Origin of the sequence: Gordonia soli NBRC 108243 (genome assembly GCF_000334455.1) — a bacterium.
In the GTDB taxonomy this organism is placed as follows: Bacteria; Actinomycetota; Actinomycetes; order Mycobacteriales; family Mycobacteriaceae; genus Gordonia; species Gordonia soli.
The window spans coordinates 54,855-78,220 of record NZ_BANX01000019.1 but is presented as its reverse complement, the minus strand read 5'-3'; the positions used below and the strand labels follow the sequence as shown (position 1 = coordinate 78,220).

27 protein-coding genes and 4 tRNA genes are annotated in these 23,366 nt (G+C 68.2%); 10 read left to right on the top strand and 21 right to left on the bottom strand.

From position 1 onward, the window contains the following. Window positions 1–15: 15 nt before the first annotated feature. Both GS4_RS13510 and GS4_RS13505 read right to left on the bottom strand, forming a co-directional pair. Window positions 16–1,311, bottom strand: coding sequence for an HRDC domain-containing protein (locus GS4_RS13510; RefSeq protein ID WP_007621396.1), 1,296 nt, complete (start codon window positions 1,309–1,311; stop codon window positions 16–18). A gap of 19 nt (window positions 1,312–1,330) precedes the next feature. Further along, a complete protein-coding gene (locus GS4_RS13505; protein WP_007621395.1) occupies window positions 1,331–1,948 on the bottom strand; it encodes a DUF3000 domain-containing protein in 618 nt (205 codons plus the stop codon). A gap of 190 nt (window positions 1,949–2,138) precedes the next feature. Here GS4_RS13505 and hemE point away from each other — a divergent pair, with 190 nt between their 5' ends. The 3 genes from hemE to hemQ are packed head-to-tail and all read left to right on the top strand — an operon-like array spanning window position 2,139 to window position 5,351. After that, window positions 2,139–3,203 (top strand): uroporphyrinogen decarboxylase, encoded by a 1,065-nt coding sequence (hemE, locus tag GS4_RS13500; RefSeq protein ID WP_007621394.1) that lies wholly within the window; start codon window positions 2,139–2,141, stop codon window positions 3,201–3,203. Next, on the top strand, window positions 3,203–4,618 hold the full coding sequence (locus GS4_RS13495; protein WP_007621393.1) for an FAD-dependent oxidoreductase: 1,416 nt from the start codon (window positions 3,203–3,205) through the stop codon (window positions 4,616–4,618). Before hemE ends, GS4_RS13495 begins: the two co-directional genes overlap by 1 nt. Before the next feature lie 37 nt (window positions 4,619–4,655). Continuing rightward, on the top strand, window positions 4,656–5,351 hold the full coding sequence (hemQ, locus tag GS4_RS13490; protein WP_007621392.1) for a hydrogen peroxide-dependent heme synthase: 696 nt from the start codon (window positions 4,656–4,658) through the stop codon (window positions 5,349–5,351). 68 nt (window positions 5,352–5,419) lie between these two features. Here hemQ and GS4_RS13485 read toward each other — a convergent pair whose 3' ends face one another. The 5 genes from GS4_RS13485 to GS4_RS13465 form a co-directional block, all read right to left on the bottom strand. Then, window positions 5,420–5,857, bottom strand: coding sequence for a nuclear transport factor 2 family protein (locus GS4_RS13485; RefSeq protein ID WP_007621391.1), 438 nt, complete (start codon window positions 5,855–5,857; stop codon window positions 5,420–5,422). Window positions 5,858–5,999: 142 nt separating this feature from the next. After that, window positions 6,000–6,443 carry a peptide-methionine (R)-S-oxide reductase MsrB gene (msrB, locus tag GS4_RS13480; protein WP_007621389.1) on the bottom strand — a complete coding sequence of 148 codons (444 nt, stop codon included), beginning with the start codon at window positions 6,441–6,443 and terminating at the stop codon, window positions 6,000–6,002. Beyond that, window positions 6,440–7,723 carry a glycosyltransferase family 87 protein gene (locus tag GS4_RS13475; protein WP_007621387.1) on the bottom strand — a complete coding sequence of 428 codons (1,284 nt, stop codon included), beginning with the start codon at window positions 7,721–7,723 and terminating at the stop codon, window positions 6,440–6,442. Before GS4_RS13475 ends, msrB begins: the two co-directional genes overlap by 4 nt. Before the next feature lie 85 nt (window positions 7,724–7,808). Beyond that, window positions 7,809–9,401: an alpha/beta hydrolase gene (locus GS4_RS13470; protein ID WP_007621386.1), complete on the bottom strand. Its 1,593-nt coding sequence runs from the start codon at window positions 9,399–9,401 to the stop codon at window positions 7,809–7,811. Between the two features lie 107 nt (window positions 9,402–9,508). Beyond that, window positions 9,509–10,333 carry a dihydrofolate reductase family protein gene (locus GS4_RS13465; protein ID WP_007621385.1) on the bottom strand — a complete coding sequence of 275 codons (825 nt, stop codon included), beginning with the start codon at window positions 10,331–10,333 and terminating at the stop codon, window positions 9,509–9,511. A 35-nt stretch (window positions 10,334–10,368) separates the two neighbouring features. Between GS4_RS13465 and zapE the strand changes: the two genes are divergently transcribed. Then, window positions 10,369–11,382 (top strand): cell division protein ZapE, encoded by a 1,014-nt coding sequence (gene zapE / locus GS4_RS13460; protein ID WP_007621384.1) that lies wholly within the window; start codon window positions 10,369–10,371, stop codon window positions 11,380–11,382. A 48-nt stretch (window positions 11,383–11,430) separates the two neighbouring features. On the opposite strand, the gene GS4_RS13455 is transcribed toward zapE, so the two are convergent. The 4 genes from GS4_RS13455 to GS4_RS13440 form a co-directional block, all read right to left on the bottom strand. Beyond that, on the bottom strand, window positions 11,431–12,018 hold the full coding sequence (locus GS4_RS13455; RefSeq protein ID WP_007621383.1) for a GNAT family N-acetyltransferase: 588 nt from the start codon (window positions 12,016–12,018) through the stop codon (window positions 11,431–11,433). A gap of 338 nt (window positions 12,019–12,356) precedes the next feature. Then, window positions 12,357–12,431, bottom strand: a tRNA-Val gene (locus GS4_RS13450). A gap of 21 nt (window positions 12,432–12,452) precedes the next feature. Beyond that, window positions 12,453–12,523 (bottom strand) — tRNA-Cys (locus GS4_RS13445). A 23-nt stretch (window positions 12,524–12,546) separates the two neighbouring features. Further along, a tRNA-Gly gene (locus tag GS4_RS13440) sits at window positions 12,547–12,619 on the bottom strand. 214 nt (window positions 12,620–12,833) lie between these two features. On the opposite strand from GS4_RS13440, the gene GS4_RS13435 reads away from it, so the two are divergent. From GS4_RS13435 to GS4_RS13425, 3 genes are all read left to right on the top strand, one after another. Beyond that, window positions 12,834–12,908 (top strand) — tRNA-Val (locus GS4_RS13435). A 67-nt stretch (window positions 12,909–12,975) separates the two neighbouring features. Beyond that, a complete protein-coding gene (locus GS4_RS13430) occupies window positions 12,976–13,938 on the top strand; it encodes a hypothetical protein (protein ID WP_007621382.1) in 963 nt (320 codons plus the stop codon). Between the two features lie 50 nt (window positions 13,939–13,988). Then, window positions 13,989–14,960 carry a DUF4238 domain-containing protein gene (locus GS4_RS13425; protein WP_007621381.1) on the top strand — a complete coding sequence of 324 codons (972 nt, stop codon included), beginning with the start codon at window positions 13,989–13,991 and terminating at the stop codon, window positions 14,958–14,960. A gap of 45 nt (window positions 14,961–15,005) precedes the next feature. Here GS4_RS13425 and GS4_RS13420 read toward each other — a convergent pair whose 3' ends face one another. The 10 genes from GS4_RS13420 to GS4_RS13375 all read right to left on the bottom strand — a co-directional run bounded on the left by GS4_RS13420 (window position 15,006) and on the right by GS4_RS13375 (window position 20,682). Next, a complete protein-coding gene (locus GS4_RS13420; RefSeq protein WP_007621380.1) occupies window positions 15,006–15,617 on the bottom strand; it encodes a hypothetical protein in 612 nt (203 codons plus the stop codon). Between the two features lie 133 nt (window positions 15,618–15,750). Continuing rightward, complete coding sequence (locus GS4_RS13415) at window positions 15,751–16,539, bottom strand: hypothetical protein (protein ID WP_007621379.1); 789 nt, start codon at window positions 16,537–16,539, stop codon at window positions 15,751–15,753. 208 nt (window positions 16,540–16,747) lie between these two features. Beyond that, the gene (locus GS4_RS24820) at window positions 16,748–17,425 is read right to left on the bottom strand and encodes a hypothetical protein (protein WP_007621375.1); all 678 of its coding nucleotides are present in this window, start codon (window positions 17,423–17,425) and stop codon (window positions 16,748–16,750) included. An 11-nt stretch (window positions 17,426–17,436) separates the two neighbouring features. After that, window positions 17,437–17,637, bottom strand: coding sequence for a hypothetical protein (locus GS4_RS13405; protein WP_007621373.1), 201 nt, complete (start codon window positions 17,635–17,637; stop codon window positions 17,437–17,439). 5 nt (window positions 17,638–17,642) lie between these two features. Then, entirely contained in the window at window positions 17,643–17,969 is a 327-nt protein-coding gene (locus GS4_RS13400; protein ID WP_157226620.1) for a hypothetical protein, read from the bottom strand. Window positions 17,970–18,090: 121 nt separating this feature from the next. Next, window positions 18,091–18,345, bottom strand: coding sequence for a hypothetical protein (locus tag GS4_RS13395; protein WP_007621369.1), 255 nt, complete (start codon window positions 18,343–18,345; stop codon window positions 18,091–18,093). A gap of 216 nt (window positions 18,346–18,561) precedes the next feature. Then, the gene (locus GS4_RS13390; RefSeq protein WP_007621363.1) at window positions 18,562–18,744 is read right to left on the bottom strand and encodes a hypothetical protein; all 183 of its coding nucleotides are present in this window, start codon (window positions 18,742–18,744) and stop codon (window positions 18,562–18,564) included. Continuing rightward, window positions 18,741–19,334, bottom strand: a complete 594-nt coding sequence (locus GS4_RS13385; RefSeq protein ID WP_007621361.1) for a recombinase family protein — start codon at window positions 19,332–19,334, stop codon at window positions 18,741–18,743. The genes GS4_RS13390 and GS4_RS13385 overlap by 4 nt, the downstream gene beginning before the upstream one ends. A 140-nt stretch (window positions 19,335–19,474) precedes the next feature. Continuing rightward, window positions 19,475–20,221 carry a hypothetical protein gene (locus GS4_RS13380; protein ID WP_007621360.1) on the bottom strand — a complete coding sequence of 249 codons (747 nt, stop codon included), beginning with the start codon at window positions 20,219–20,221 and terminating at the stop codon, window positions 19,475–19,477. Continuing rightward, window positions 20,218–20,682, bottom strand: coding sequence for a hypothetical protein (locus GS4_RS13375; RefSeq protein ID WP_007621359.1), 465 nt, complete (start codon window positions 20,680–20,682; stop codon window positions 20,218–20,220). Before GS4_RS13375 ends, GS4_RS13380 begins: the two co-directional genes overlap by 4 nt. 55 nt (window positions 20,683–20,737) lie before the next feature. Here GS4_RS13375 and GS4_RS26335 point away from each other — a divergent pair, with 55 nt between their 5' ends. The 3 genes from GS4_RS26335 (at window position 20,738) to GS4_RS13365 (ending at window position 23,361) form a co-directional block, all read left to right on the top strand. After that, window positions 20,738–20,872 (top strand): hypothetical protein, encoded by a 135-nt coding sequence (locus GS4_RS26335; RefSeq protein WP_281169209.1) that lies wholly within the window; start codon window positions 20,738–20,740, stop codon window positions 20,870–20,872. Window positions 20,873–21,463: 591 nt separating this feature from the next. Continuing rightward, a complete protein-coding gene (locus GS4_RS13370; protein WP_007621358.1) occupies window positions 21,464–21,697 on the top strand; it encodes a helix-turn-helix domain-containing protein in 234 nt (77 codons plus the stop codon). Between the two features lie 167 nt (window positions 21,698–21,864). Continuing rightward, window positions 21,865–23,361 carry a hypothetical protein gene (locus GS4_RS13365; RefSeq protein ID WP_040510479.1) on the top strand — a complete coding sequence of 499 codons (1,497 nt, stop codon included), beginning with the start codon at window positions 21,865–21,867 and terminating at the stop codon, window positions 23,359–23,361. Window positions 23,362–23,366: the final 5 nt, after the last annotated feature.

The following is a 23,366-nucleotide window of genomic DNA, read 5'->3' as shown; positions in this document are numbered from 1 at the left end:
GCTCCGAGGTATCGGTCAGTCGGTGCTGCGAGCGACCTCGTCGAGCGCATCGGCGATCGGGTCGGCCACGAGCTCGCGCTGCCATCGACGGGCGCCGTCGCGTTCGAGTCGTGCATCGACGGCGGCGGCGGAGATCGGCGGATCGATTCCGTCCCAACACAGCTGGCGAACGACCTCGGGAGACACCAGGTTCTCGACCGGCACGGTGTTGGCCTCGGCGATCTCCCGCACCAGCGGCCGGACGACCGCTGCGCGCGCGGCGGCGTCCGGGTTGCGCTGATCCCATCGGTTCACCGGCGGCAGACCGACGGCGCCGGCCTTCTTCGCCGGGAGAGCAGAGTCGGGCAGATCGCGTGCACGCTGCAACGCGGTCAGCCAGGTGCCGGCCAGCCGGCGTTGGCGAGGCCCCCCGAAGACGGGCAGCCGCGTGAGTTCGTCGATCGTCGACGGTGCGGCGGTCGCGGCAGTGACCATTGCCGAGTCGGGTAGGACCCGTCCCGGCGCGATGTCACGTCGGGCCGCGATCTCCTCACGAGCGGTCCACAGTTCGCGAACCCCCGCCAGGGCCCGGACGTTCTTGACGGTGTGGATGTTCGACGTCTTACGCCATCGGTCGGTGCGCGGCGGGGTCGGGGGACGGTCGAGGATGTGGCGGAACTCCTGGCGGGCCCAGTCGTCCTTGCCGGCGTCGACCAGCGCAGCGTCGATGGCGTCCCGCAGTTCGACCAGCACCTCGACATCCAGCGCGGCGTAGTTGAGCCAGTCGTCGGGCAGTGGCCGACGCGACCAGTCGGCGGCACCGTGCCCCTTTGCGAGGCCCAGTCCCAGGAACTCGGCGACCATCGCCGCCAGGTTCACCTTCGGCAGCCCGAGCAGCCGACCGGCCAACTCGGTGTCGTAGACCTCCGCGCAGACGAAATCCAGTTCGCGCAGACAGGGGAGGTCTTGGTCGGCGGCGTGCAGGACCCACTCCGGGCCGTCCAGGACGTCGATGACCGGTCGCAGCGCGACGGGCTCATCGATGGGATCGAGGAGGAACGAGCCGGAGCCGGTGCGTCGGATCTGGATCAGGTAGGCCCGCTGGGAGTATCGGTAGCCCGATGCGCGCTCGGTGTCGACCGCGATCGGTCCGGTCCCGGCGGCGAGACGTTCGGCGGCCTCGGCGAATTCGGCAGCCGAGCGCAGCACGTCGGGTACCCCGTCGGCGGGGTGGGTCAGCGGGGTGACCTCGGGTGTCGACGATTCGGTGTCGGCGGTGCTGTCAGCGTCGTCGGGGGCGCCCGATCCGGCCGGCCCCGATGGGTCCGTCACCGTCCGGACCTCGCCGACGTCACGCCGACCCGAGGTCGGTGACGCCGACCGGTGGCAGGCCGGCTGCCGAGGACAGTGCAGTGCAGAAGGCCTCCAGGTGGGAGTCGAGTGCGGTGCCCAGCGCGGTCCACGACGCTCGCAGCTCGAGCTGATGTGCGCGGGGGGGACCGGCGATGTCGCCGAAGCGGACCGAGGTGGTCGAGGTGATGGTCCCGCCCAGCGCGGTCACGTCCAGGCCGGACGTGGACGGTTCGGCGTCACCCTCGGGCACACCGAGCGCCTCGCTGAGCCAACTCCACGCGACCTCGGGCAGCAGCGGGTCCATGGCGAGTGCGGCCTCGACCTCTGCCTGGATGAACGCGACCAGACGCATGGTGCCGTTCCAGGCGTCCTGGCCTGCCGGGTCGTGGAGGACGATGAGGCGGCCGAAGGCGCTACCCGCAGAGTCGGTCGGGATGTCGGTCGCATCCTCGTCGGCCGTCCTGACCTCGGCGCCGACCGCGTAGCTGTACGGGGCGAGCCGCTGGGGCGGGCGGATCGGGCCGACCTCGATCTCCGGCCGGATCCGGGCAGCATGCAGGGATTCAACCGCTGCCCGGAAGTCAGCGGGCTCCGTCGGAGCTCCTGAAGAGGTCACCACCCGACGGTAGGACCGGGTGCCCGGTGCTCGTCGGAGGCGCGCCGATCCGAGCCGCCACGGACCGGCATCGATTGCCGGTCGACGACGTCCGACGAGCTCGCGGCCGGGGCCGGAGGTGCTCGCGACGGCGAACTTCCCGGATCCTCTTCGCGTCAGGCGGTCCTCGGCGTGGCAGAGTGAACCGGTGATGACGCAGCGAACACGATTCCGGGCGCACCACTCGACCCTGCCGCTGGTGGCGGCGGCCACCGGAGGGACGCCCTCGCGGCGTCCGGTCTGGTTCATGCGGCAGGCCGGACGGTCGCTGCCGGAATACCGGGCGATCCGTGCCGATCACGGCATGCTGGAGTCCTGCTTCGACCCCGGGCTGGTCTGCGAGATCACCATGCAGCCGGTACGCCGACACGACGTCGATGCCGCCATCCTGTTCTCCGACATCGTCGTGCCGCTGAAGGCGGCCGGTGTGGATCTCGACATCGTCGCGGGAACGGGACCGGTCATCGCATCTCCGATCCGTTCCACCGCAGACGTCGAGGCCCTTCCGCGCCTGGAGCCCGAGTCGGTGGGCGCGATCGCGAAGGCGGTCGGTCTGTTGGTCGACGAGCTGCCCGACGAGAAGGCTCTGATCGGATTCGCCGGTGCGCCTTTCACACTGGCCTCGTATCTGATCGAAGGTGGTCCCAGCCGCAACTACGAGCGCACCAAGGCGCTGATGCACGGTGACCCGACCACCTGGAACGTGCTCATGGGACGTCTCGCGGACATCACCATCACCTTCTTGCGCGCCCAGCTGGAGGCCGGGGTCGACGCGGTCCAGTTGTTCGACTCGTGGGCCGGCATGCTCTCGGAGGCCGACTACCGCCAGTACGTGGCCCCGCACAGCACCCGGGTGTTCGCCGAGGTCGCCGAGTACGGCGTGCCCCGCATCCACTTCGGGGTCGGTACCGCCGAGTTGCTCCCGGCGATGACCGCTGCCGGCGCGGACGTCATCGGGGTGGACTGGCGACTTCCGCTCGACGAGGCCGTCCGCCGGGTCGGCCCGGGTACGGCAGTGCAGGGCAATCTCGATCCGACGCTCTTCTTCGCCGGAACCGAGGTCCTCGACCGCGAGGTCAGGCGGGTGGTCGCCGACGGTGATCGCGCGATCGCCGCAGGCGCACCAGGACACATCTTCAACCTGGGGCACGGGGTGCTGCCGGGAACCGATCCCGATGCCATCACCCGAGCCGTCGAGCTCGTGCACAGCCTCTGATGTCCCCGCGGATCGCGGTCGTCGGTGCCGGTGTCTCCGGGCTGACCGCCGCGTTCCGGCTGCGTCGACGCCTGGGCCCCGACGCCCGAATCGACGTCTACGAGCCAGGGGCTAGCGTCGGTGGGATCCTGACCACCGTCGACGTGGGCGGACGCAGTGTCGACGTGGGGGCCGAGGCATTCATCGTGCGCCGCCCCGAGGCGGTCGATCTGATCGCCGAACTGGGGCTGACGGATCGGGTGGTCGCGCCCACCGGGGCACGGCCCGCGGTGTGGGCCGACGGACGGTTGCACGACCTCCCGCGACCTGCGCTGATGGGCATCCCCGCGGATGCGGACGCGGTCGAGGGGTTGGCTGATCCCGCCGATGTCGAGCGCACCCGTGCCGAGGCGCAGCGGCCGTGGCAGTGGACGCCGGGGGCCGATCCGTCGATCGGTGAGCTGGTCGCCGACCGTTTCGGGCCGTCGGTGGTCGCCCGCAGCGTCGACCCGATGCTGGGTGGTGTCTATTCGAGCCTGGCCGGCGACATCGGAGTCCGTGAGGCGTTGCCCGCGCTGGCCGCGAAGCTGGATGCAGGGGCACCCGGTCTCACGGCCGCGGTCGGCGAACTCGTCGGCGTGAGTGCCGCATCCGGCCCGGTGTTCGGGACGTTGCTCGGTGGCTACCGTGAGTTGGTCGATGCCCTGGTGGCCGCCGCGGCCGCAGACGTGCGCACCCATTCGGTGGTCACCGGTCTGTCGAGGACGTCGGCAGGATGGTCGCTGCTCGCCGGGGATCGGGACACGGGCGCGGGGGAGACCTATGACGGTGTCGTCCTCGCCGTCCCGGCCTGGACGGCGGGCATCATCCTGAGCGGGGTCGCCGGGGAGTCCGCGGCGATCCTCCGATCGGTGGAGCGGGCGAGTTCGGTGGTGGTGTCGCTGGCATTCGAGCCCGGCTCCGTCCTGCCGCAGCATTCCGGTGTCCTCGTCGCAACCGGAGAAGATCTGCACGCCAAGGCGTTCACGTTCAGCTCCCGGAAGTGGGCCCACCTCGACGGAGACGGTCCGGTGTCGGTGCGTGCGTCGTTCGGGCGATTCGGGCAGGCGGTCCCGGACGACTGTGTCGAACCAGGTGTCGACGACCGGATCCGCCGAGAGGCACTCGCCGACCTCGATCGAGTGTGTGCCGCGGCGGGGGTCCCGGCGATCTCGGCCCGACTCGCCGACCATCGGGTGCAGCGGTGGACGAACGGACTGCCCCGGTACGCGCCCGGACACCTGGCAGCGATGGCCGACGCATACGCAGCCCGTCCCGAGGGGGTCGTGCTGGCCGGGTCGGCGTACGCGGGCGTCGGCGTACCGGCCTGCATCGGTCAGGCCACCCGCGCCGTCGACGACCTCCTCGCCGACCTCGATCGCGACCGGTCGACCTGACGGCGGTCCCGGGCGCCGCCGGTGGCACGATGAGGGTATGACGCGCTTGGACTATGCAGAACTGAACTCGACCGTCCGGTACCTGATGTTCTCGGTGTTCGCGGTACGGCAGGGCGAGCTGCCGGCGGACCGCGCCCAGCTACGCACCGAGACGGCCGAGTTCTTCGCGTCGCTCGAGAAGGACGATGTGGTCGTCCGCGGTGTCTACGACGTGTCCGGGCTACGTGCCGACGCCGACTTCATGATCTGGTGGCACGCCGAGGACGTGGAGCGACTCCAGTCCGCCTATGCACGCTTCCGCCGCGAGACCACGCTGGGCAAGGCGTCGAACCCGGTGTGGTCCAACGTCGCACTGCATCGGCCCGCCGAGTTCAACAAGAGCCACATCCCGGCTTTCCTCGCCGGCGAGGAGGCAGGCAACTACATCTGCGTCTACCCATTCGTCCGGTCGTACGAGTGGTACCTGTTGCCCGACGAGGAGCGGCGGAAGATGCTCGCCGACCACGGCAAGGCCGCGCGGGCCTACAAGGATGTCCGGGCCAACACGGTCAGTTCCTTCGCCCTCGGCGACTACGAGTGGCTGCTGGCCTTCGAGGCCCCTGAGCTGCACCGGATCGTCGACCTGATGCGTGACCTGCGGGCGACCGAGGCGCGGCTGCACGTCCGCGAGGAGACGCCGTTCTTCACCGGCCCCCGTGTCGAGGTCGAGGCGCTCGTCGACGCCCTGCCCTGAATCGTCGACACAGCCCTGAATCGTTCACACAGCCCTGAGTGGTTCACACAGCCCTGGTGGGCGGCGGATCAGCGACCGCCCAGCAGGTGGTCGCCGACATCGCCGACGAAGTCGAGATACGAGTAGTCGCGGACGGCGAACCGCCAGTGACCGTCGCGCAGCCGGAACTCATCGCGGTAGCGACCGGCCGCCACGATCTGCAGCGGCAGCCGGTCGGTCTGCTGGACGACGGTGTAGTACGACCGCACCGTCGCCCGGTCGGCGTGCGGGCCGAACTCGACGATCGGGTTGGTGATGATGTGCTTGGTGCGCGGCGTGCCGTCGGCGTGGATGCGGACCATCGACCCGAGCAGGGCGACTATCCCATCGGCACCGCGACAGATGACCGTCCCGTCGACAACGATCTCTGCGTCGGCGAACAACTCGCCCACGCCCTCGAGGTCACCGGCGTCGACGAGTTCGGCGTAGCGGTAGAGCAGATTCGTCAGGAGATGAGCGTCGGGCACCGGTGCAGCGTCGCATCCCTGGCGGCCACCCGGGACCGAACCGTCCGGATCTCTTCCGGCGCCTCGTATCCCACGCCGCGCATCTGACCCATCCGAATGGTCGTCGGACGTCGGTCCGGTCGATTGGCGAACCGGTGGCGGGTCAGTCGGCGGCTTCGAGCTTCAGGCTGATCGAGTTGATGCAGTAGCGCAGGTCGGTCGGGGTGTCGTACCCCTCGCCCTCGAAGACGTGACCGAGGTGGCTACCGCAGTTCGCGCACAGCACCTCGGTGCGCTTCATGCCGAGGGAGTCGTCGACCCGCTCGACGATCGAGCTGCCGGCCAGCGGCGAGAAGAACGACGGCCAGCCGCAATGCGATTCGAACTTCTGCTCGCTGCGGAACAGCTCTGCGTCGCATGCCCGACACCGGTACACCCCGACGGTCTTCTCGTCGGTGTACTCACCGGTGAACGGTGCTTCGGTACCTGCCTGGCGGAGCACGCGGTACTCCGCCGGACTCAGCCGGGCGCGCCATTCGTCGTCGCTCAGCGACGAGTAGTCGACGTCGGCCCCGGTGGGCGTTCCCTGAGTGGCGTCCTCGCTCATTTCTCCACGGTAGCGACCGCGGCGCGACCCTCGCCACCGCTGATGTCCGATTCGGCATCGGTGCTGGTCGGCGACTCGAGCGTCGGGCCGTCGGCGCCGGTCAGCCCGGCCCGGCGCAGATCGAGGTAGCGGAAGAGCAGGGAACAGAAGACCGCGATCATCAGCAGGGACCAGCCCCAGGTGACCTTGTTGAACTCGAGCATCCGCCCGAACGCCTCCCACTGCACCGAGTAGAACGCGTCGAAGGTCATGCAGCCGTAGACACCGAGCCAGGCCGGCCAGTTGCGCATCGGCGATCCGGGCAGCAGCACCGTGAGCAGCAGCGGGAAGAGCAGCATGGAGTAGTACCCCTGGCCGAGCGAACCGACCAGGAACGTCGTCACCAGCAGGATGCCCGACGACGTCGTGATCCACAGCAGCTCGTTGGTGCGTCGGTAGTAGCGGTAGAGGAACCACAGACTGAAGACGGCCATCACGACGAACGCGATCCGGAGCACGATCACGAGCCAATCAGCGACACCGAAGTAGGCGCCGTTGCCGGCGATCGAGCTGTTGTAGTAGTCGCGGGCCTCGCCGAGGTAGGGGATCGTGCGGCTGATGAACGATCCGGGATCGACCGACATCGGCCAGGCGAGCGCGTTGAGCACCACCGGGATCCCGACCGCCGTGATCAGGACCTTCCACTGGCGGTTGAGCAGTGGGAGCAGCAGCAGTGGTGCCAGCACCGGTTTCACCGCGAGGGTCAGGCCGATCGCGACGCCGGCCCACAGGTCGTGTCTGCGCAACGACAGCAGCAGGAAGCCGAGCATCCCGAGCAACACGAACGAGTTGAAGTTGGTGAAGATCAGTGTGTGCGCGACGGTCTCGGTGCTGAAGAAGAAGAACAGCACGACCGGGAAGACCCAGGAGCGGCCGGAGAAGCCGAACAGTCGGGTCAGGAGGTAGGCGCAGGCGATCAGCACCAGGACGCTGGCGGCGATGAACAACCACCGTGAGCGCTCGGGGTCGATGATCGCCAGCGGCGCCATCAGCAAGGTGCCCGACGGTGGGTACAGGTAGTGGGGGTCGACGGTGTCGTAGTTCTCGCCGTAGACGGCCTGGCTGTTCAGGAACCGCAGTGCGGCCTGGTAGACCGGCGAGAAGTCGTCGGTGCGATCACCGTTGACGCCCATGATGATCGACCGCTGCAGGACCATCATCAGGGTGATCGGCCACAGCACCAGCGGGATGATCCGTTGCGCAGGCAGCTGCGGGTAGAGGTACCGGTCGAGAATCGCCACCCGCGAACCGTACTACGCCCCACCTCGCCGAGACGAAGAACCCTGGGCCGCTCGGCGGCGGTCCCTGCCGGTCACGGGCGGTCGCTCAGCTGGGACAGCCACGCTGCGTGGGCCCGGTCAGCGGTGCGGTGTCGACGTACTGGCCGACGATGTCGGCGGCGCAATCGCTGCGCGCGAGGACCGAGTAGCCGATCCCGTCCCAACCGACCGTCGTCGCCTCGGTGCCGGCGCGGATCAGCAACGGACGGAGTGCGTCCGCGCCGCCACCGCCGTTGATCGGATCGTTGGCGCCGGACAGGATGAGGGGCGCGACAGGGAACGCGTTCGGCGGACTGACGGGTGTGGTCGATGCCCAACCGTTGCACCGCAGCAGGCCGAGCGCACTGTTCGCTCCGGTGATCGGGTTCTGCCGTGACCACGCGGTGATGAGACCGGGGACCTCGTTCTGTCCCACCGGCCCGGTGACGTCATTGCAGCGCGACACCAACTGACCGTCGGTGGTGCGGAGATCCTCGGCGGCCTGCGCTGCCCGTCGCAGCGCTGCCACGTCGCCACGGTCGGCGGCCGCGATCATCGCCGCGACATCGGTGATGCCGCGTGGACCGTCGGGTGCCACCGCGATGGCGGTGGTGATCCCCGCGAGCGCCTGGGTGTCGGAGATGCCGCTCAGATCGCCGCTGCGGCCCTTGTCGACGACGTCGGTGATGGTTGCCACGCCGTCGGCGCCGAGCGGACAGTCACCCGCCGCCGAGCATCGCTGGGTGAAGGTCCGGAGTGCGGTCTGCACTCCGGTCGCCTGCTGGTTGGCCCGATCCCGGGCATTGGCGCCGAACGGCGTCGGGGTGTCCAGGATGATGCGGCCGGACCGTCCCCCGTAGGCGCTGGCGTAGGCGAGCGCCACGTCGGACCCCTCACCGACCCCGATCAACCCGAGATGCTCGACGCCCCAGCGCTTGCGCAGCGTCTCGAGATCGGAGGCGGCAAACGACACCGCGAAATCGAGTTGGTGTGGGGTCAGCGTCTCGGTGCAACCGTCGGAGGCGGAGGTCGCGGCGCGGGCCAGACGGGCGATCCGGTCGGATTGGCTCTGGGTCGCGAATCCGAGACCGTTGTCGGCCATCGTCGTCCGTTCGGCGCGGGTGAGGCAGTCCAGTTCGCTGCTCTCCGGGATCCCGCGTCGGTCCACCGCGACAATGGGGTGTCGGGCGAGGACCGATCGTCCGGGCCCGGCCGCCAGCAGCATCGCGACCCGGGACGACGGCAGGTCGGTGCCGGCGGTGAGTACCAGGGGCGCGGCATCGGCCGGGGTGTCGGCGGCGGTCACCCGGGTGGCCGCGACGGTGACGGTGTCGTCCTCGGGCCGGTCCGGATCGATCGGCGACTCGAAAGTGGCGCACTGGATGCGCACCCCGGACGGTCGCGGGACGTCGTACCGACGGGTGGTCGCGTCGGAGCAGTCGAGCCAATTGAGGTCCGTACGGGGCGCACTCAGTCGAGGCGGGGGAGGCGGCGCCGACGATGACGGTGCGGCCTCGCCGCCACCGCCGCCACCGGTGACCGCATCCGGACCGGGGTCGGGGCCGATCGCGCAGCCGCCGACGAGCACCGCGGAGATCGCGACGACGACGGCCAGCCGACCACGGATGGTCCGGGTCGGTGCCCGGGATGGACGACGCATGACCGCGAGCCTAGTCAACGCGGACCCGGCGGGGCCGGACGGCGCTGGCACACGGCCTCGGACGGCTCCGGTGCGCGGGCGGAGGAGGGTCGCGTGGCCCCCGACGTTCAGGGTCGGCGGGTCCACCGTTGGTAGAGGAAATCGTGGTCGTCGGTGATCAGCACGCTCGGTCGCAACGATCGCAGCGGTGCCGGTCCGGGATCGTGCGCGATACGGCCCGCGTCGCCTGCGACGAGGTGGGGACTGGTCGTCAGACACAACTCGTCGACGAGGTCGGCGACGATGAACGAACCCAGGAGTGTCGGTCCGCCCTCACCCAGGACGTCGCGATGTCCCTGGGCCGCACACCAGTCACGCACCGCGTCCGGCTCCACCGAGTCGTCACCGCAGTCGACGATGCGAGCGCCGACCGCGGCCAACGCGTCCCGACGTTCGGCCGGCGCGCTCCGACACGTCAGAATCGCGGTGCCGGGATCGTCGAGCGGAGCGAAGTCGTCGGGAATGTCGAGCGAGCGCGACAACAGCGCCAACGCAGGTGCCGGCGCGCGGCCGGCGCGGTCGCGATCCTCGGCGAACACCGGCGACACCGTGGGAGTGCCGTAGCCCTCGGTGGTGGCCGTGCGCGCACCGACCACCACGATGTCGGCATGGGCGCGCAACACCTGGAAGATCGCCCGGTCGCCCGGCCCACCGAGGTCACCGGACCGACCGTTGTGGGTGACCGCGCCATCGACGGAGGCGACCATGTTGAAGCGGATGTACGGCACGTCGTCATCCTGGGACCGTGACGTGGACGCCGACGTGGACCCCGCCACCGACGTGGCTGGAGACCCGGTGGAGTACTGCTCCGCAAGCCATCGCAGCACCTGCGGATCGTCCGGCTCCGCCTCGGGCGCAGGTGTGACGTGGATCGCTTTCTGCAGATGGAACATGAGTCCATCATGTAGTGGCTGGCTACCCTCCTTGCATGGCGGCACGTCTCAGCGATCGAAACCCCGAGGTCGCACCCGAATCACTGGTCGACGAGCTGGTGCCACCGTCGACATTCGACGAGGTCAGCTTCGACAGCTACATCCCCGATCCGAACGAGCCCTCGCAGGCGCAGGCGGTCGCGAAGGCACGCGACTTCGTCGCGCGTGCGGCCAAGGTCCGTAAGGGCAAGAAGGGGTTGTTCTCGCGAAAGCAGGCAGCCCAGGGAATCGGTCTCTACCTCGACGGCGGGTTCGGCGTCGGCAAGACCCACCTCCTGGCGTCGATCTACCACTCGCTGCCGGGACCGAAGGCGTTCGCGACCTTCGTCGAGCTCACACATCTGGTCGGCGCATTGGGCTTCGTCAACGCCGTCGAGCGGCTCTCCGATCACACGGTGTTGTGCATCGACGAGTTCGAGCTCGACGACCCGGGCGACACGATGCTGGTCTCGCGCCTGCTCAGTGAGCTCACCTCGCAGGGCGTGTCCATCGCGGCCACCTCCAACACCCTCCCGGGACAGCTCGGTGAGGGGCGGTTCGCCGCCCAGGACTTCCTCCGCGAGATCCGCAAGCTGTCGTCGGTGTTCGAGACCATCCGGGTCGACGGCCCCGACTACCGGCACCGCGACCTCCCGCCGGCGCCGGAGCCCAAGTCCGACGACGAACTCGCCGAGCTCGCCGAGTCCACCCCGGGTGCGACACTCGACGATTTCGATGCCCTGTGCGACCACCTGGCGACGCTGCACCCGTCCAAGTACAAGGCGCTGGTCGACGGTGTCTCGCTCGTGTGCGTGTCCAACGTGCACCCGGCCAAGGACCAGTCGGTGGCGCTGCGGCTGGTGGTTCTCGCGGATCGCCTGTACGACGCGACCATCCCGCTGACCGTGTCGGGCCGCAAGCTGGATGAGATCTTCACCGAGGAGATGTTGTCCGGCGGCTATCGCAAAAAGTACCTGCGCGCCACGTCGCGTCTGCTGGCGTTGTCACGTTTCGCCGAATCGACTGTCTGACCACCGATTTCGTTCGCCGGCGGACCATCGGCGTCGTGTCGGCTCGATCTAGTGCGTCAGACGGTGTACGAGGATGAGGTCGTGTTCGATGCTGCCGTTGAGACTGAAGGTCTTGGTGCCCGCGCGGACGAATCCCATCTTGACGTAGAAGCGTTGTGCGCGTTCGTTCTCCTCGTTGACGCCGAGCCACGCGAGTACGCTCCCGTGGCCCCGCGCGGCGTCGAGGGCGCCGCTCATCAACGCGTGTGACGGCGGGTCGGCACGGCCATACGCGTGATGGTCGGGGAGGACGTACATCTTCGAGACCTCGGACACCGGCCGTTCGGTGACCGCCGTACGCACATCGTCGTCGGCAGGCTCGCCATGGTGGACGAGTGCGTAGCCGATCACGGGTCCGTCGCCGCGACGGGCGACGAGGACATCGCTGGTCGGGTTGTCGATGTGACGCACGAAGTTCGGCGATCGGAGATTCGCCTCGATGAAGGCCGACACGTTGGCCGGATCCGAGTTCGGTGGGCATGCCAGCGGGAAGGTGATCGCGGCGACCTCCGCGATCGTCGGCGCCAGCGCTGGGTCGGTGACGACGGTGACGGTGACCGGCAGCGTCTGTCCGTCGGTGGTGCGATCCTCGGTCACAGCGTCCGAGGATACCGGCCCGGTTCCCTCGCGCGGCCTCGATTCGTCCCCGCGACCTCAGTCGAAGTCGCGGAAGCGAGGTGAAGTCGCGTCGTCGGTAATTCTCGACGGCGACCAGAGCACTGGAGACTTTGCAGCGCAATCGGTTTCATCCACCGAAGTCACTCCGACACGCTGCCGGCGCGGGGCCATGTTCGCGCCCGTTTCTACCGTTCGCTACCAAAGCTTTGGCAGCAAACGGTAGATCTGGTCGCGAACATCGCGCGGTCGATCGGTGGGGCCGAATGCAGGACCGGCCCCCGGAAACGCGAGAACCCGCTGTCTCCAGCGGGTTCTCGTGGTGCGCGATACAAGGATTGAACTTGTGACCTCTTCCGTGTCAGGGAAGCGCTCTCCCACTGAGCTAATCGCGCGAGTATTGAATTGATGGATCGAGGTGGCGACGGGAATCGAACCCGTGTGCACGGCTTTGCAGGCCGTTGCCTAACCACTCGGCCACACCACCAGATGTGAGAGGACCTCACGCCGAGCGGATGACGGGATTCGAACCCGCGACCCTCACCTTGGCAAGGTGATGCGCTACCAGCTGCGCTACATCCGCACGCTCGTGAGCTCTGATCTTGTGGATCATTTTGTTGCTCACGATGCGATGGTGAACACTATAGGAACTTCTCGACGCGTACCAAATCGCCTGGTCAGAGGTCGATTGCGATGCGATGCCGATGACGGCCGGCGCGCCGCGTCCAGATTTGGGAACTGACGTCGACTGCGTGTAACCTTCTGCCTCGTGCACAGGCGCCTCGCGCGTCGCACACGGTCCCGTGGCTCAGTGGAAGAGCGTCCCGTTCACACCGGGAAGGTCGCTGGTTCGATCCCAGCCGGGACCACCAGGTCAAGGCGATATTTAGCCAGCCCGGGCAATAAGCGGGCAACATCGAGAGGAGTGAGGGTCCTCCGATGGCCGCCGATCTCACTCCCAAGGCGCTGGACCAGGTGCGCCGACGAAAGCGCAAGTACCCCTGCGGAATGTGCGGCGAGACGCTCATTATGTCGAAGTCTCATGTGCCCCCGCAGTGCGCAGGGAATCTGGGTCTGGTCCACCGCACTCGTCTGATTGTCAGAGGCTCCGATGTGTCCCACGGTCGAGCCGACCGGGGCGGCATCCACTTCTACGGTCTGTGCCGTCGGTGCAACACAGCAGCGGGGGATTTCGACCCCGCCTACGGCGCGTTCGCAACTCTGCTCCGTCCCTACTGGGTTCGCGACTGGACCCTGCAGCTGCCGGGCCTGGTCGAAACCCCTGACGTGACTCTGCGGCCCGGGGCCGTGGTGCGTTCGCTGTTGCTCGGGATGATGGCGACGACCACGATGATCCGCCGACTATGCCCTGACCTGGCCGAGCAGCTTCTAACTGGGGAACCTGTCGATCTCCCCTCCAACGTTCGACTGCGCATGGCATTCGCGCGCGGACGGTCGGCCCGCGTCGCGGGCACGATGTCTGGTTTTCACCTTGTCGGTCCGCTATCCCGGCACGAGTCGGACGGCAGCCCTATAGGCATCCACTCGCTGTCGGCTGTCTACTTCCCGCCGCTCGCGTGGGAGCTGGTCCGTGCGGGGCCTACTCTGCTCGATGAGTACAGGTGGGCCGACGTGAGTGACTGGACTCGCTATGACGTCACGGACGAGCGCCGCCTACCCGACCTCGTACCGGCTCTCCCAGTGACCGCGCACCCGTGGCACCACCCTGACCTGAATCGCCACTGGAGCGAGATGACCTCCTCGGAGTTGTCACAGATCATCGAGTGTCTCAACATCGAGGGCGGTCCCGAGCGCACCGCTGGGGCACCGATCACCCTCGAACAGCGCTCCTACCTGTCCATGGAGGAGTTCGAGGAGATCGCGCGACGCCGGGGTAGATAGGTGGTTCTCGCGCCATACCGGTCGCCGAACGGAGATGAGGTAGTCGAGCAGTGGGACAAACAGCAAAGCTGCACCACACCGTGCCCAAGTTCTACTTGCGCGGGTTTGCCGACGAGCGCGAACGCATCGTCACGATCCGACTGCCGGATAAGAAGCTGCCACCTCAGAGCATCGACAAGACCGCTGCGACGAACCACTTCTATTCGGTCGCTGGGCACCCGGACGGCACGGACGCCTTCGAGAAGGCTCTTAACCGGTTGGAGACTCCGACTGCCGACGCGCTGCGTTCGTTGGCCGACGGCGACTGGCCTCTCGATGAAGAGAAGCGCACCCTAGTGAGCTACTTCCTCGCAATGCAAGCGGTACGTGGTCCCGATCAGCGACGCAATATCGGGCACATGGGTACCCAGATGATCAAGCTGGAAGCGCAGTTCACCAAAGCCGAGGGAGCTCAGGCCTGGGCCAAACGTCGGCTTGGTGTGGACGTAGACGCCGAGGAGGCGGCCCGTCTGCTTGACCGGGCGGCGCGCCCGACACAACCTCTCAAGGTCCCGCCCGAGGTCCACCTCCAGAACATGGCGTCGCTGTCGGCGAAACTAACCCCGTACATCGTTGGGCGTCCCTGGACTCTCGTGCGGTTCGAGCGTCGTTCATTGCTCACCTGCGATTCTCCTGTGGGTCTGGTCCGGCAGCCCGAGGACAACCAGCCATGGCAAGGCGTGGGTTTCCTAACCGCTTGGGGCATAACCTTTCCCGTCACCCGAAAAATCGGTTTGGTGATGAGCAATATCGACCCCCTAGCTGAGGCCGGTATCCCTGTCGAACGTGTGTGGGCTGGCGAGTTCGACAGGGAGGAGCGGGGGACTACCGCATACGAGAAGTTCATCAACGAAAGCACAATCGACTCGGCAAGTGAGTGCGTATATCTGCACCCCGACGATGAGCGATTCCTGCCGAACGATCTGCCTGAACCGAGGCCTATTTCGATGTACGGGCCAGGTCAGGAGTATGTCGGCGATTGACGCTGTCTCGGCTGCCGCCTCGCGTTTACCCTGACCATGAATCTCCTACGGCAGCGGGGCGACGATGGTGAACGACCCGGGCACACTGCCGGATCGGATCACCGCGAGGGCGTGGTGGCGCCCGTCGAGGTCGTCGCGGGGGAGTTGCAGGGCGGCGTCGACGTCGGCCTGGGTCGCCGATCCGCGCATGTAGACCCTGTTCGCGAGCATCGTGATCGACGACCAGCAGCTCACGACGAGCCTGGGGACCTCGGCGGGTCGGGTGTCACCCGCTGCGGTCATGGCGGCGTAGTCCTCGGTGCCGTCGAGGGCGGAGCGGATCGCCTTGGGCGTCGGCGGGCCGCCGTGGAGGTAGAACGCCTGCGCGTAGGGACCGGCGTAGCAGATGGCGGCGCGGTCCTGGTCGTCGAACCTGGTGGCGTAGACACAGGTCCCGAGGCGGTGCGGGTGCTCGGGGTCGACGGTTCCGAGGGTGATCTTGCGGACCGTGTGCCCGAGCACCGTCGCGGTGATGGCGTGAGCGGACTCGTGGATCGCGGTTCCGTATCGGGCCTTCTGGGCCGGGGTCATCGTCGAGGACTCTGGTGTCGGTGGTGCGGCGGCGGTGTGTGCGGGTGTGCGCGCCGGGTGCCGGGCGGTGCGGGTGGTCCGCGTCATGGTGTGGTTCTCCTGCTGTCGGTGGTGGTGGTCGTCGGCGACGGGGCCGGTCCCAGAGGCCCACAGCCATTCCCGAGACCGGCCCCGTCGCGGTGGGCGGTGCGACGATAGACACGCGCCCGGTGTCGGTTGGTCAGGTCAGCCCGGCCATGGCCACCGCCTTCTCGTAGCCGATGACGACGGACCGTTCGGCGATGGCGATGAAGCGGTTGTTGGTGGCGTCGATGGTCTCGCGGACCGCAGGTACATCACGCCAGCCGTAGAGCGGGCTGGTGGCCACGAGCGCCTTCCCGAGGCCGTCGACGTATCCGCCGCCGAACACCCACAGGTGGCCCATGGGTGTGCGGGGTGCACCGCCTCCGACGAACTGTAGGAGGTTGTGATCGGCGGCGGCAGCGGCCCATTCGGCGCTGGCGTGGATGACGCCGATGGTGTTGGTCTTGGCGAGCTGGGCTTCCAGGTGGCCGAGTGCGCCGACGATGCCGGTTGGTCCGGGGCCGGGAGGGGCGTCGGCGATCAGGCGGGCGGAGAACTCCCGTTCGACGGCCACCGGCTCGATCAGGCGCAGGTTCTGACTCGCGCGGGCGCGGACCTCGTCTTGTGAGGGGGTGGTGAGGTCGCATTCGTCGTACGCCCACACGGTGAGCGGGTCGAACGGGTCGGTCTCGGGGTCGGGACGGGTGCCGTCCTTGATCTCGTCGCCGGGGTCACCGCACCATTCGGCTGCCCAGATGCCGACGGCGTCCTCGCCCCCGAAGTTGTGCGGGCGGACGCGGACACCGGAGGCGAGCCACCGGGGTACGCCGACGCCGTCCTGGGTCCATGTCGTGGCCGGGTACAGGCCGCCGGGTGACGGGTTGACCAGCGGTGCCTCGTAGTTGACCGGCAACAGGTCCGGTGTCGAGGGGGCGGGGGCAGTCATGCGTTCTCCTGTCGTTCGTGGTGATCGTGGCGGGTGAAGCGGGAGGCGCGTAGCTCGCGTCCCGAGGGTGGGCGGTCGAGGCCGACGGCGCGGGCGATGCAGGAGTCGCACTTGTAGCCGTGGACGGACCCGCGCCACCGCCAGGTGGGTGTTCCACAGCCCCAGCACGGCTCCAATCGCTGCCCGGTGGCCGTCGTGGGCGCGGTGTTCACGTCGTTTCCTGTTCGCTGGTACCGAGGCCGAGTTCACGCAGGGTGTCGCGGGCTGCCTGGGCGGGGTCGGTGGGAGCGGTCCGTGATCCGACCTGGGCACGGTGGCGCTCGGCGGCGTCGAGGCGTCGGTGTGCTGCCAGGGCGGCGCGGTCGAGGTCGCGTAAGACGGTCAGCATCGCCTCGGACGCGGTGGGGCCGCCGCGCCGGTCGGATGCCTGGCGACCGAGCAGGTGTGCCAGGGGAGCGGTGTGGGGCCGGGCGAGGTCGACGAGGGGTTCGACCCAGGACCCGTCGGCGAGATCGTCGGCGGTGATGGTCGGCAGCGCCGACCGGCTCACTGCCCGCATGGCCTCGCGGGCGCGTCGGCGGTTGGTGGCGTCGAGACGGCGGATATCGGAGTCGGCGACGAGTTCGGCGGCGGCGACACACAGCCCGCTGACCGCGTCGGCGACGGCTTCGATGCGGGTGAGGTTCGCAGCAGGAGTGGGGTCGTCGACGGCCCGCAGGGCAATGGGTCCGCAGATCGCGGCGACCTCGTCGTCGAGGCGGAACTGGTCGTCGAGGACGACGGTGAGCCACCGGCGTCGGCGCTCACGTTTCGTGGCCTGGTCGTAGATGGGCACCGGGGCGGTGGGCCGCTCCCGGCGGGGTGCGAGGTATCCGCTGATGGGCATGGCGGTGTCTCCTAAGCGCGTTGTGTGTCAGTGGTTTTCGGTGGCACAGCCAGAACCGACCGTGCCTGGTCGAGGTCGAGGTCCAGGACGTGGCGGCAGACCTGGGCCAGTCCGTCGAGGTCGAGGGTGCCGTCGGCGAAGGCACGGCTCGTGGCAGCCCCGAGCACCCGGTAGGCGTCGGTGTCGACGGTGGTGTTCGCCGGTGCCGTCATAGCCGTCAGACCATCACCACGCGCTTGGGTTCGCCACGGCGTGCGCAGGCGGCGTCGGCCATCCGCGAGCACTCGTCGGCGAGGCCGACCCAGGGCGTGCCGTGGACCTGGACGAGGACGATCTGACCGGCGCGCCACAGTCGGTGCTGGGCCTCGTGTGCCTGCCAGTATCCACAGCCCCCGGGCAGCTGGGCACGAACACGGCTCCACCGCACCAGGTCTCCGTCGTTGGGTGCGAGGTCGGTGAGCGCGGACAGGATGGCGGCGTCGATCTCGTCATCGGTGTGCATGCGGCGGGTGGTCCGCGTCGGCGCGGTGGCGGTGCTGGTCATCTGGGTCTCCTCGGTGTGCGCGTGTCCACGTTGGACACGGCGGGGTGGGTCGAACTGCATGTCGTCGATCCGGTGCTGCTGCCACGACGTCGAGGCCCGCCGGGGCAGCAGGGTGGTGGTCTCAGGTGCGCATGGTCGTCGCACCGCCTCCCAGGGAGTCAGCTAGGGCGGCGGCGTCGGCAGGGGCGAGCTGGTCGCGTTCTGCGTCGATTACGGTGCGGCACCGCCAGTAGGCCAGTGCGGCCCGGCATTCGGCCACACGCGGGTCGTCGTCGGCAGCGCCGCGTCCGAGGAGGGCGTTGTGCCGGGCGGCCCACTGTCGCGCTGTGAGGTCGCCCGGGGCCGGGGTCTGCGCGTCGGCGGTGGCTGCGGTCATGGGACCCATCATGCACCGAGCCGAGCAGCTCCGCAACGACGACACTCGGCTAATTCGACTGGGCCACAGTATAATTCACCGACAGTGCTAGGCGTTGTGGTCAGTCGGTCGGGCAGGTGATGGAGCGCCGCGACCACCCGGCGGAACTCCCGCGCCCTGGCTACGGGCGACGATCCGGCGCAGGAGTTCCGCGAGGTGGTCGCGGTCGTGTCGACGTTAGCGCGGGGCCTGCCGCAGATCGTGGGGATGCACGGCCTCGGGCGGCGCGTCGTCGAAGCGGACGACCACGCAATCGCGGCGGAACCGAACGATCCGGCAGGGGCGATTGTTGGTCCCGCTGATGCCGACGTAGGTGGCGGGGCCGGTGCGCAGCCCCCAGTGCTCGACGGACGCGCTCATGCCGACACTGCCTGGTTCACCGAGGCGAACACGCGGTCGCGGACGTTGTAGATCGTCGACCTGTTCACCCCGAACTCCCGGGCCAGGGCTGCCGCCGATTCGCCGCTGGCCAGCCGGTCGACCACCTCGCGCGCCTGGTCATCGGACAGGGACGGCCTGCGGCCCTTGTACTTCCCCTCGGCCTTCGCGATGGCGATACCCTCACGCTGCCGCCCCAGGATCAGCGAACGCTCGAACTCAGCCACCGCACCCATGACCTGCATCATGAGCACCGCGCACGGGTCTGCGTCGTTGGCGGTGAAGGTCAGCCTCTCCTTGACGAACTGCACGTTGACACCGCGCCCGCTGAGATCGTCAACGACCTGGAGGAGATCACGCAGCGACCGGGCCAGGCGGTCCATCGAGTGGATCACCAGCGTGTCGCCCTCGCGCACGTAGTCGATGCAGGCGGTGAGCTGGGGCCGGTCGGTGTCCTTGCCGGATGCCTTGTCGGTGAACACCTTGTCGAGCACCACGCCGTCGAGCTGCCGCGCGGTGTTCTGGTCCAGCGTGCTCACCCGGGTGTAGCCGACGGTCTGTCCGATGGTCATATCTGTTGCCCCCCTTGTGGTTCTAGGTTCTAGACCCATCTTAGGAAGGCGTGGAAGAAGAAGCCAGGGACTCTAACTGGTCGCTCGACGCGCGTCGCGCCGCAGTTGTGTTGGGGTACAACCTATCTGGTCACAGACGCTCAGCGCTGATCGTCCAGGTGATCGGACCCGGTGTTGATCTGCACGACGGGTCGGCCCTGGGTGAGTGACCGGGTGAAGCCGGGCCGGTTCGCGGGGGAGTAGTGCTGACCTGCAGGCATCCGGTATCGGGTCTGGCCGGGGGTCACCCGCTCGACCTCGACGATCTCGGCATCGACGATCTCGACGTCGGCATCGGGGTCGTCGGTCGTCTCGTCGTCGGTGTCGGCGGCGTGGGCCTCACCACCATGTTCGGTGTTGTCCCACAGCCCTTCTCGCGCCGCGTCGGGTGTCGCGGGTACATCGGGGTAGGCAACGCCGAGAACGGGCGGCAGCGGGCCACTGGGGGCCGGGATCGCGCGGTTGGTGTTGGAGTCGCCGCCGTCCCACGGCTCCGCCACGGGATCGGCGGCGTCGGCCCAGCGCTGCCGGTCGAGCAGCTCCTGCGCCCTCGCGTCGCCGAGGTGACTGAGCCAGGCCTCGGCGGTGCGCTGCTGCAGGAGTCGCCTCGGGGTGGAGCTATCGGTGTCGACCTCGCCGACGGCGACGAGCACGAGTTCGGCGGCGAGCCTGTCGATGTCCTCCTGGGTCCGCTGTCCGGTCGCTGCGGCGAGGGCGTCGTCGAGGCTCGACGCAACGAGCGACCGGGCCTCGGCGTCCTGGCTGCCCTCGGCGATCAACGTCGCGAGGTCGTAGGCGGCGTTGATCAGGGCCTCGGGCGTGGGCTGGGTGGGTTCACGGCTGCTCATTCGGTGACGACCTCCGCGTCGAGTACGGGCTGGGGTGTTGGCTGGTTCAGGGATTCGAGGGTGGCCTGTCGCGCCTGCTCGATGGCCTCGCGGGGTGAGGGGGTGACGACGACCTCGTGCCGCTCGGGGCGGTAGAGACCGTTGAGCTTCGAGCCCTCGGCGTTGAGCGACCGAATCTCCTTCGAGATGCGGATCATGGTGTTGGTGTCCCCGGCGGCGTCGGCACGGGCGTACTGACGCCACAACCTGGATTCGAGGATCCGCAGCCCCTCGGTGGACAAGGCCCGGTCGACGTCGGGCTCGGGCGCGACCGAGTCGAGCAGTCGGCGGACCGCGATCTGTGCGGCCTGCCGCGACCGATAGCCGCAGGCGTCGGCGACTTCGGCCCAGGTCGCACGCTGCGCGCGGAGCCGGAGCGCACGCTGGGCGCGGTCGCGTTGGGTACGTCGTGTCGTCGTCATCGTCAACAGTCTGTCAACGTTCGGTGCATCCACAACAGTGCCAAAGTTCGGTGTTATGCGTTGGGGCACGGTCGGATTCGGTCACACCGACGCCCACGGCATCCAGCCCGACGAGGAGGTCGGGCATCCGCTGATCAGCACGACCGTCCTCGTCGTGCGGCACGGACGTGGGTGGCGAACGCCTCGGTGAGGGGTGGCAACCGTGGCGGAGGGGTGGCGAAGGTGTGGCGCACTGTTCTCGCAGGTCAGCGGAGGGGTGGCAGGGGTGGCAGGGGTGGCAACACTCCCGCGCACCTATGTGGTTACTCAAACTCGTCTCTATATGACGTGAAACGACCTTTTCAGTCTTTTCCTCATTAGAGGGTGGGAGTTGGGGCGTGGGTATCCGCCACCCCTGCCACCCCTGCCACCCTTGCCTTGACCTGGGATTTTGCGTGTGGCGGGCGCGCCACACCCCTGCCACCCTTGCCACCCTTGCCACCCCTGGAGCTGATCCGCGACGTTGGCCTGGGGCTGTGTGTAGCCGACGTCGACCTAGTTGCCCGACACGCAGCCCCAGGTCGGCGACTGGCCGCGTGTCGGCCCGGGGTACCTACTTCGTACCTAACTTCGGGGCAGCCTCGATAACAACCCCGACAAAGGCGGAATTATCTATGCCCCAACGAATCTCGCGGAATCCGGAAGCTTGCCGCGACCGTCCCCATCCCGTAATGTCGTCGACAGCGGGTCACCCGCGCACGGGAGCACACCCCTCAGATTGGAACGAGGGAGAGGAAACACCGTGGCACCCACCACATCTGCAGGCGAGCAGTGGGAGAGCATCCCGCAGGCCGCCAAGCGCACCGGCTACTCCACCTGGACGCTGCGCGAGCTGATCAGCGAGGGCCGTCTGCCCGCTTACCGGCTCTCGAACAAGCCGAAGTCCCACATCAGGCTCAAGGTCTCCGACGTGGACGCGATGTTCAGCGCCATGATCCCCATCGAGGTCTACGGGACCAATTCCGCTGGCGCGTGATCGCTGCCAGCCCGCTCGTGAATATCCACACCCGGCATTGAGCGGACCTGTCAGCGAAAACAGCGAAGCGGCGCGGTACCCACTCCGCGCCGCCTCACCAGAATCAGATTGGACCCGAGGAATTGGCCCACGCACAGAGTATCACCGAGAACGGGACCGACGGGAGCGTGAACAGCCGCGATGATGAGCGGGCACGCGAGAACCGTTTGGCCATCGCCGCAGTGAAGCAGAGCGTGCAGAGCTCCGTCGAAAATGAGCGCGTGACCGAGTGTGCAGCGCGCGACGCCGAGGACCGGCTCCGGCGGGCAACTTTGGAGGCGTCCGACCTGTTCGACTCCAGCCCGCAGCTCACGCACGTCGCGGCGTTCGCCGACGCTCGCCACGTCGGACGGTGGGCCGTTCTGAGCGGGGTGCTGATGCGAGTAGTGCTTGCCCTGCCCCACAACGTCGTGCTGCCCGCCATCATTGGGAGCGAGGTATCGATCAACACGTTCCTGGCGCTCATTGGGGTTTCCGGCGGCGGGAAGGGATCTGCGGACAAGGCGGCAGCCGAGGCGTTCGATATCCGCATCGGCGCCGGCGATTCTGAGCATCTGCTGCCGCGCCAACCGATGCTGCCTATCGGCACCGGCGAAGGAATCAACCGCACTTACGCCAAGGCCGGAACCGACCCCGTGACGGGCCGTTACCGCGTCGAGTTTCACGAGCGGGTTGGACTGTTTGGAGTCCGCGATATTGCCACGCTGAGTTCGCTCACCGCCCGCAGCGGAACAACATTGGTTCCCGAATTGCTCAAGGCATCGATGGGCGAGGAGCTGGGATTCGCCAACGCCGACAAGGAACGGCGCGTGATCCTCCCGATGCACTCCTACCGGCTGTGTCTGTCCGCTGGTGTGCAGCCCGACAACGGTGCGATCCTGCTGAACGACCAGGCCACTACTGACGGGTTGCCGCAACGGTTTCTGTGGGCACCGGTGCGTGACGGGGTAGTGCGCACGGATCGTGCCGAGACCGCGCCCCGGGCGTTGGTCCTGCCCGACTTCGGCATCGATCCGTTCGCGGTGCCCGATGACGGCGGTGACAACCTCGACGTGCCGCTGGTGCCGATTGGTGTGGGTACGACCATCGCTGAAGCGGTCATCGCGGTAGACGCCGCCAAGGACGCCGACATGTTCGGCAGGTCCGACGACCCGCTCGCCGGTCACCGGCTCCTGTGTCAGCTCAAGGTGGCCACCGCGTTCGCGGTGATTCACGGGCGCACCTACGTCGGAGTCGAAGACTGGCAGCGCGCCGAGTGCCTCATGACGGTGTCAACCGCCGCTATGGCGTACGTCGCCGCAGCATCGTCGGCCACTGCGGAGCGCGAGTCGGTAAGCCGTGGGCAGCTCGACGGTGTGCGCCAGGCCGCCGCCGACGAGGTGCGTGCTGAGCGCCAGGTGCGCAAGGTCGCCGACCGTATCCGCGAGATGCTGCCCGCCGACGGTGACTGGATGACGATCAACGCGATCAGGAAGGTCATCACCAGTAGCAGCCGGGTTCACATCGAACCGGCGATCCACAGGCTGACCGTCAAGGGGGACATTCGCAGCCGCAAACACGAGTACGGCACGGGCACGACCACACAGTTCTCCCTGACCGAGAAGGGTCGAGCGTCCCGACGCTGAGAACG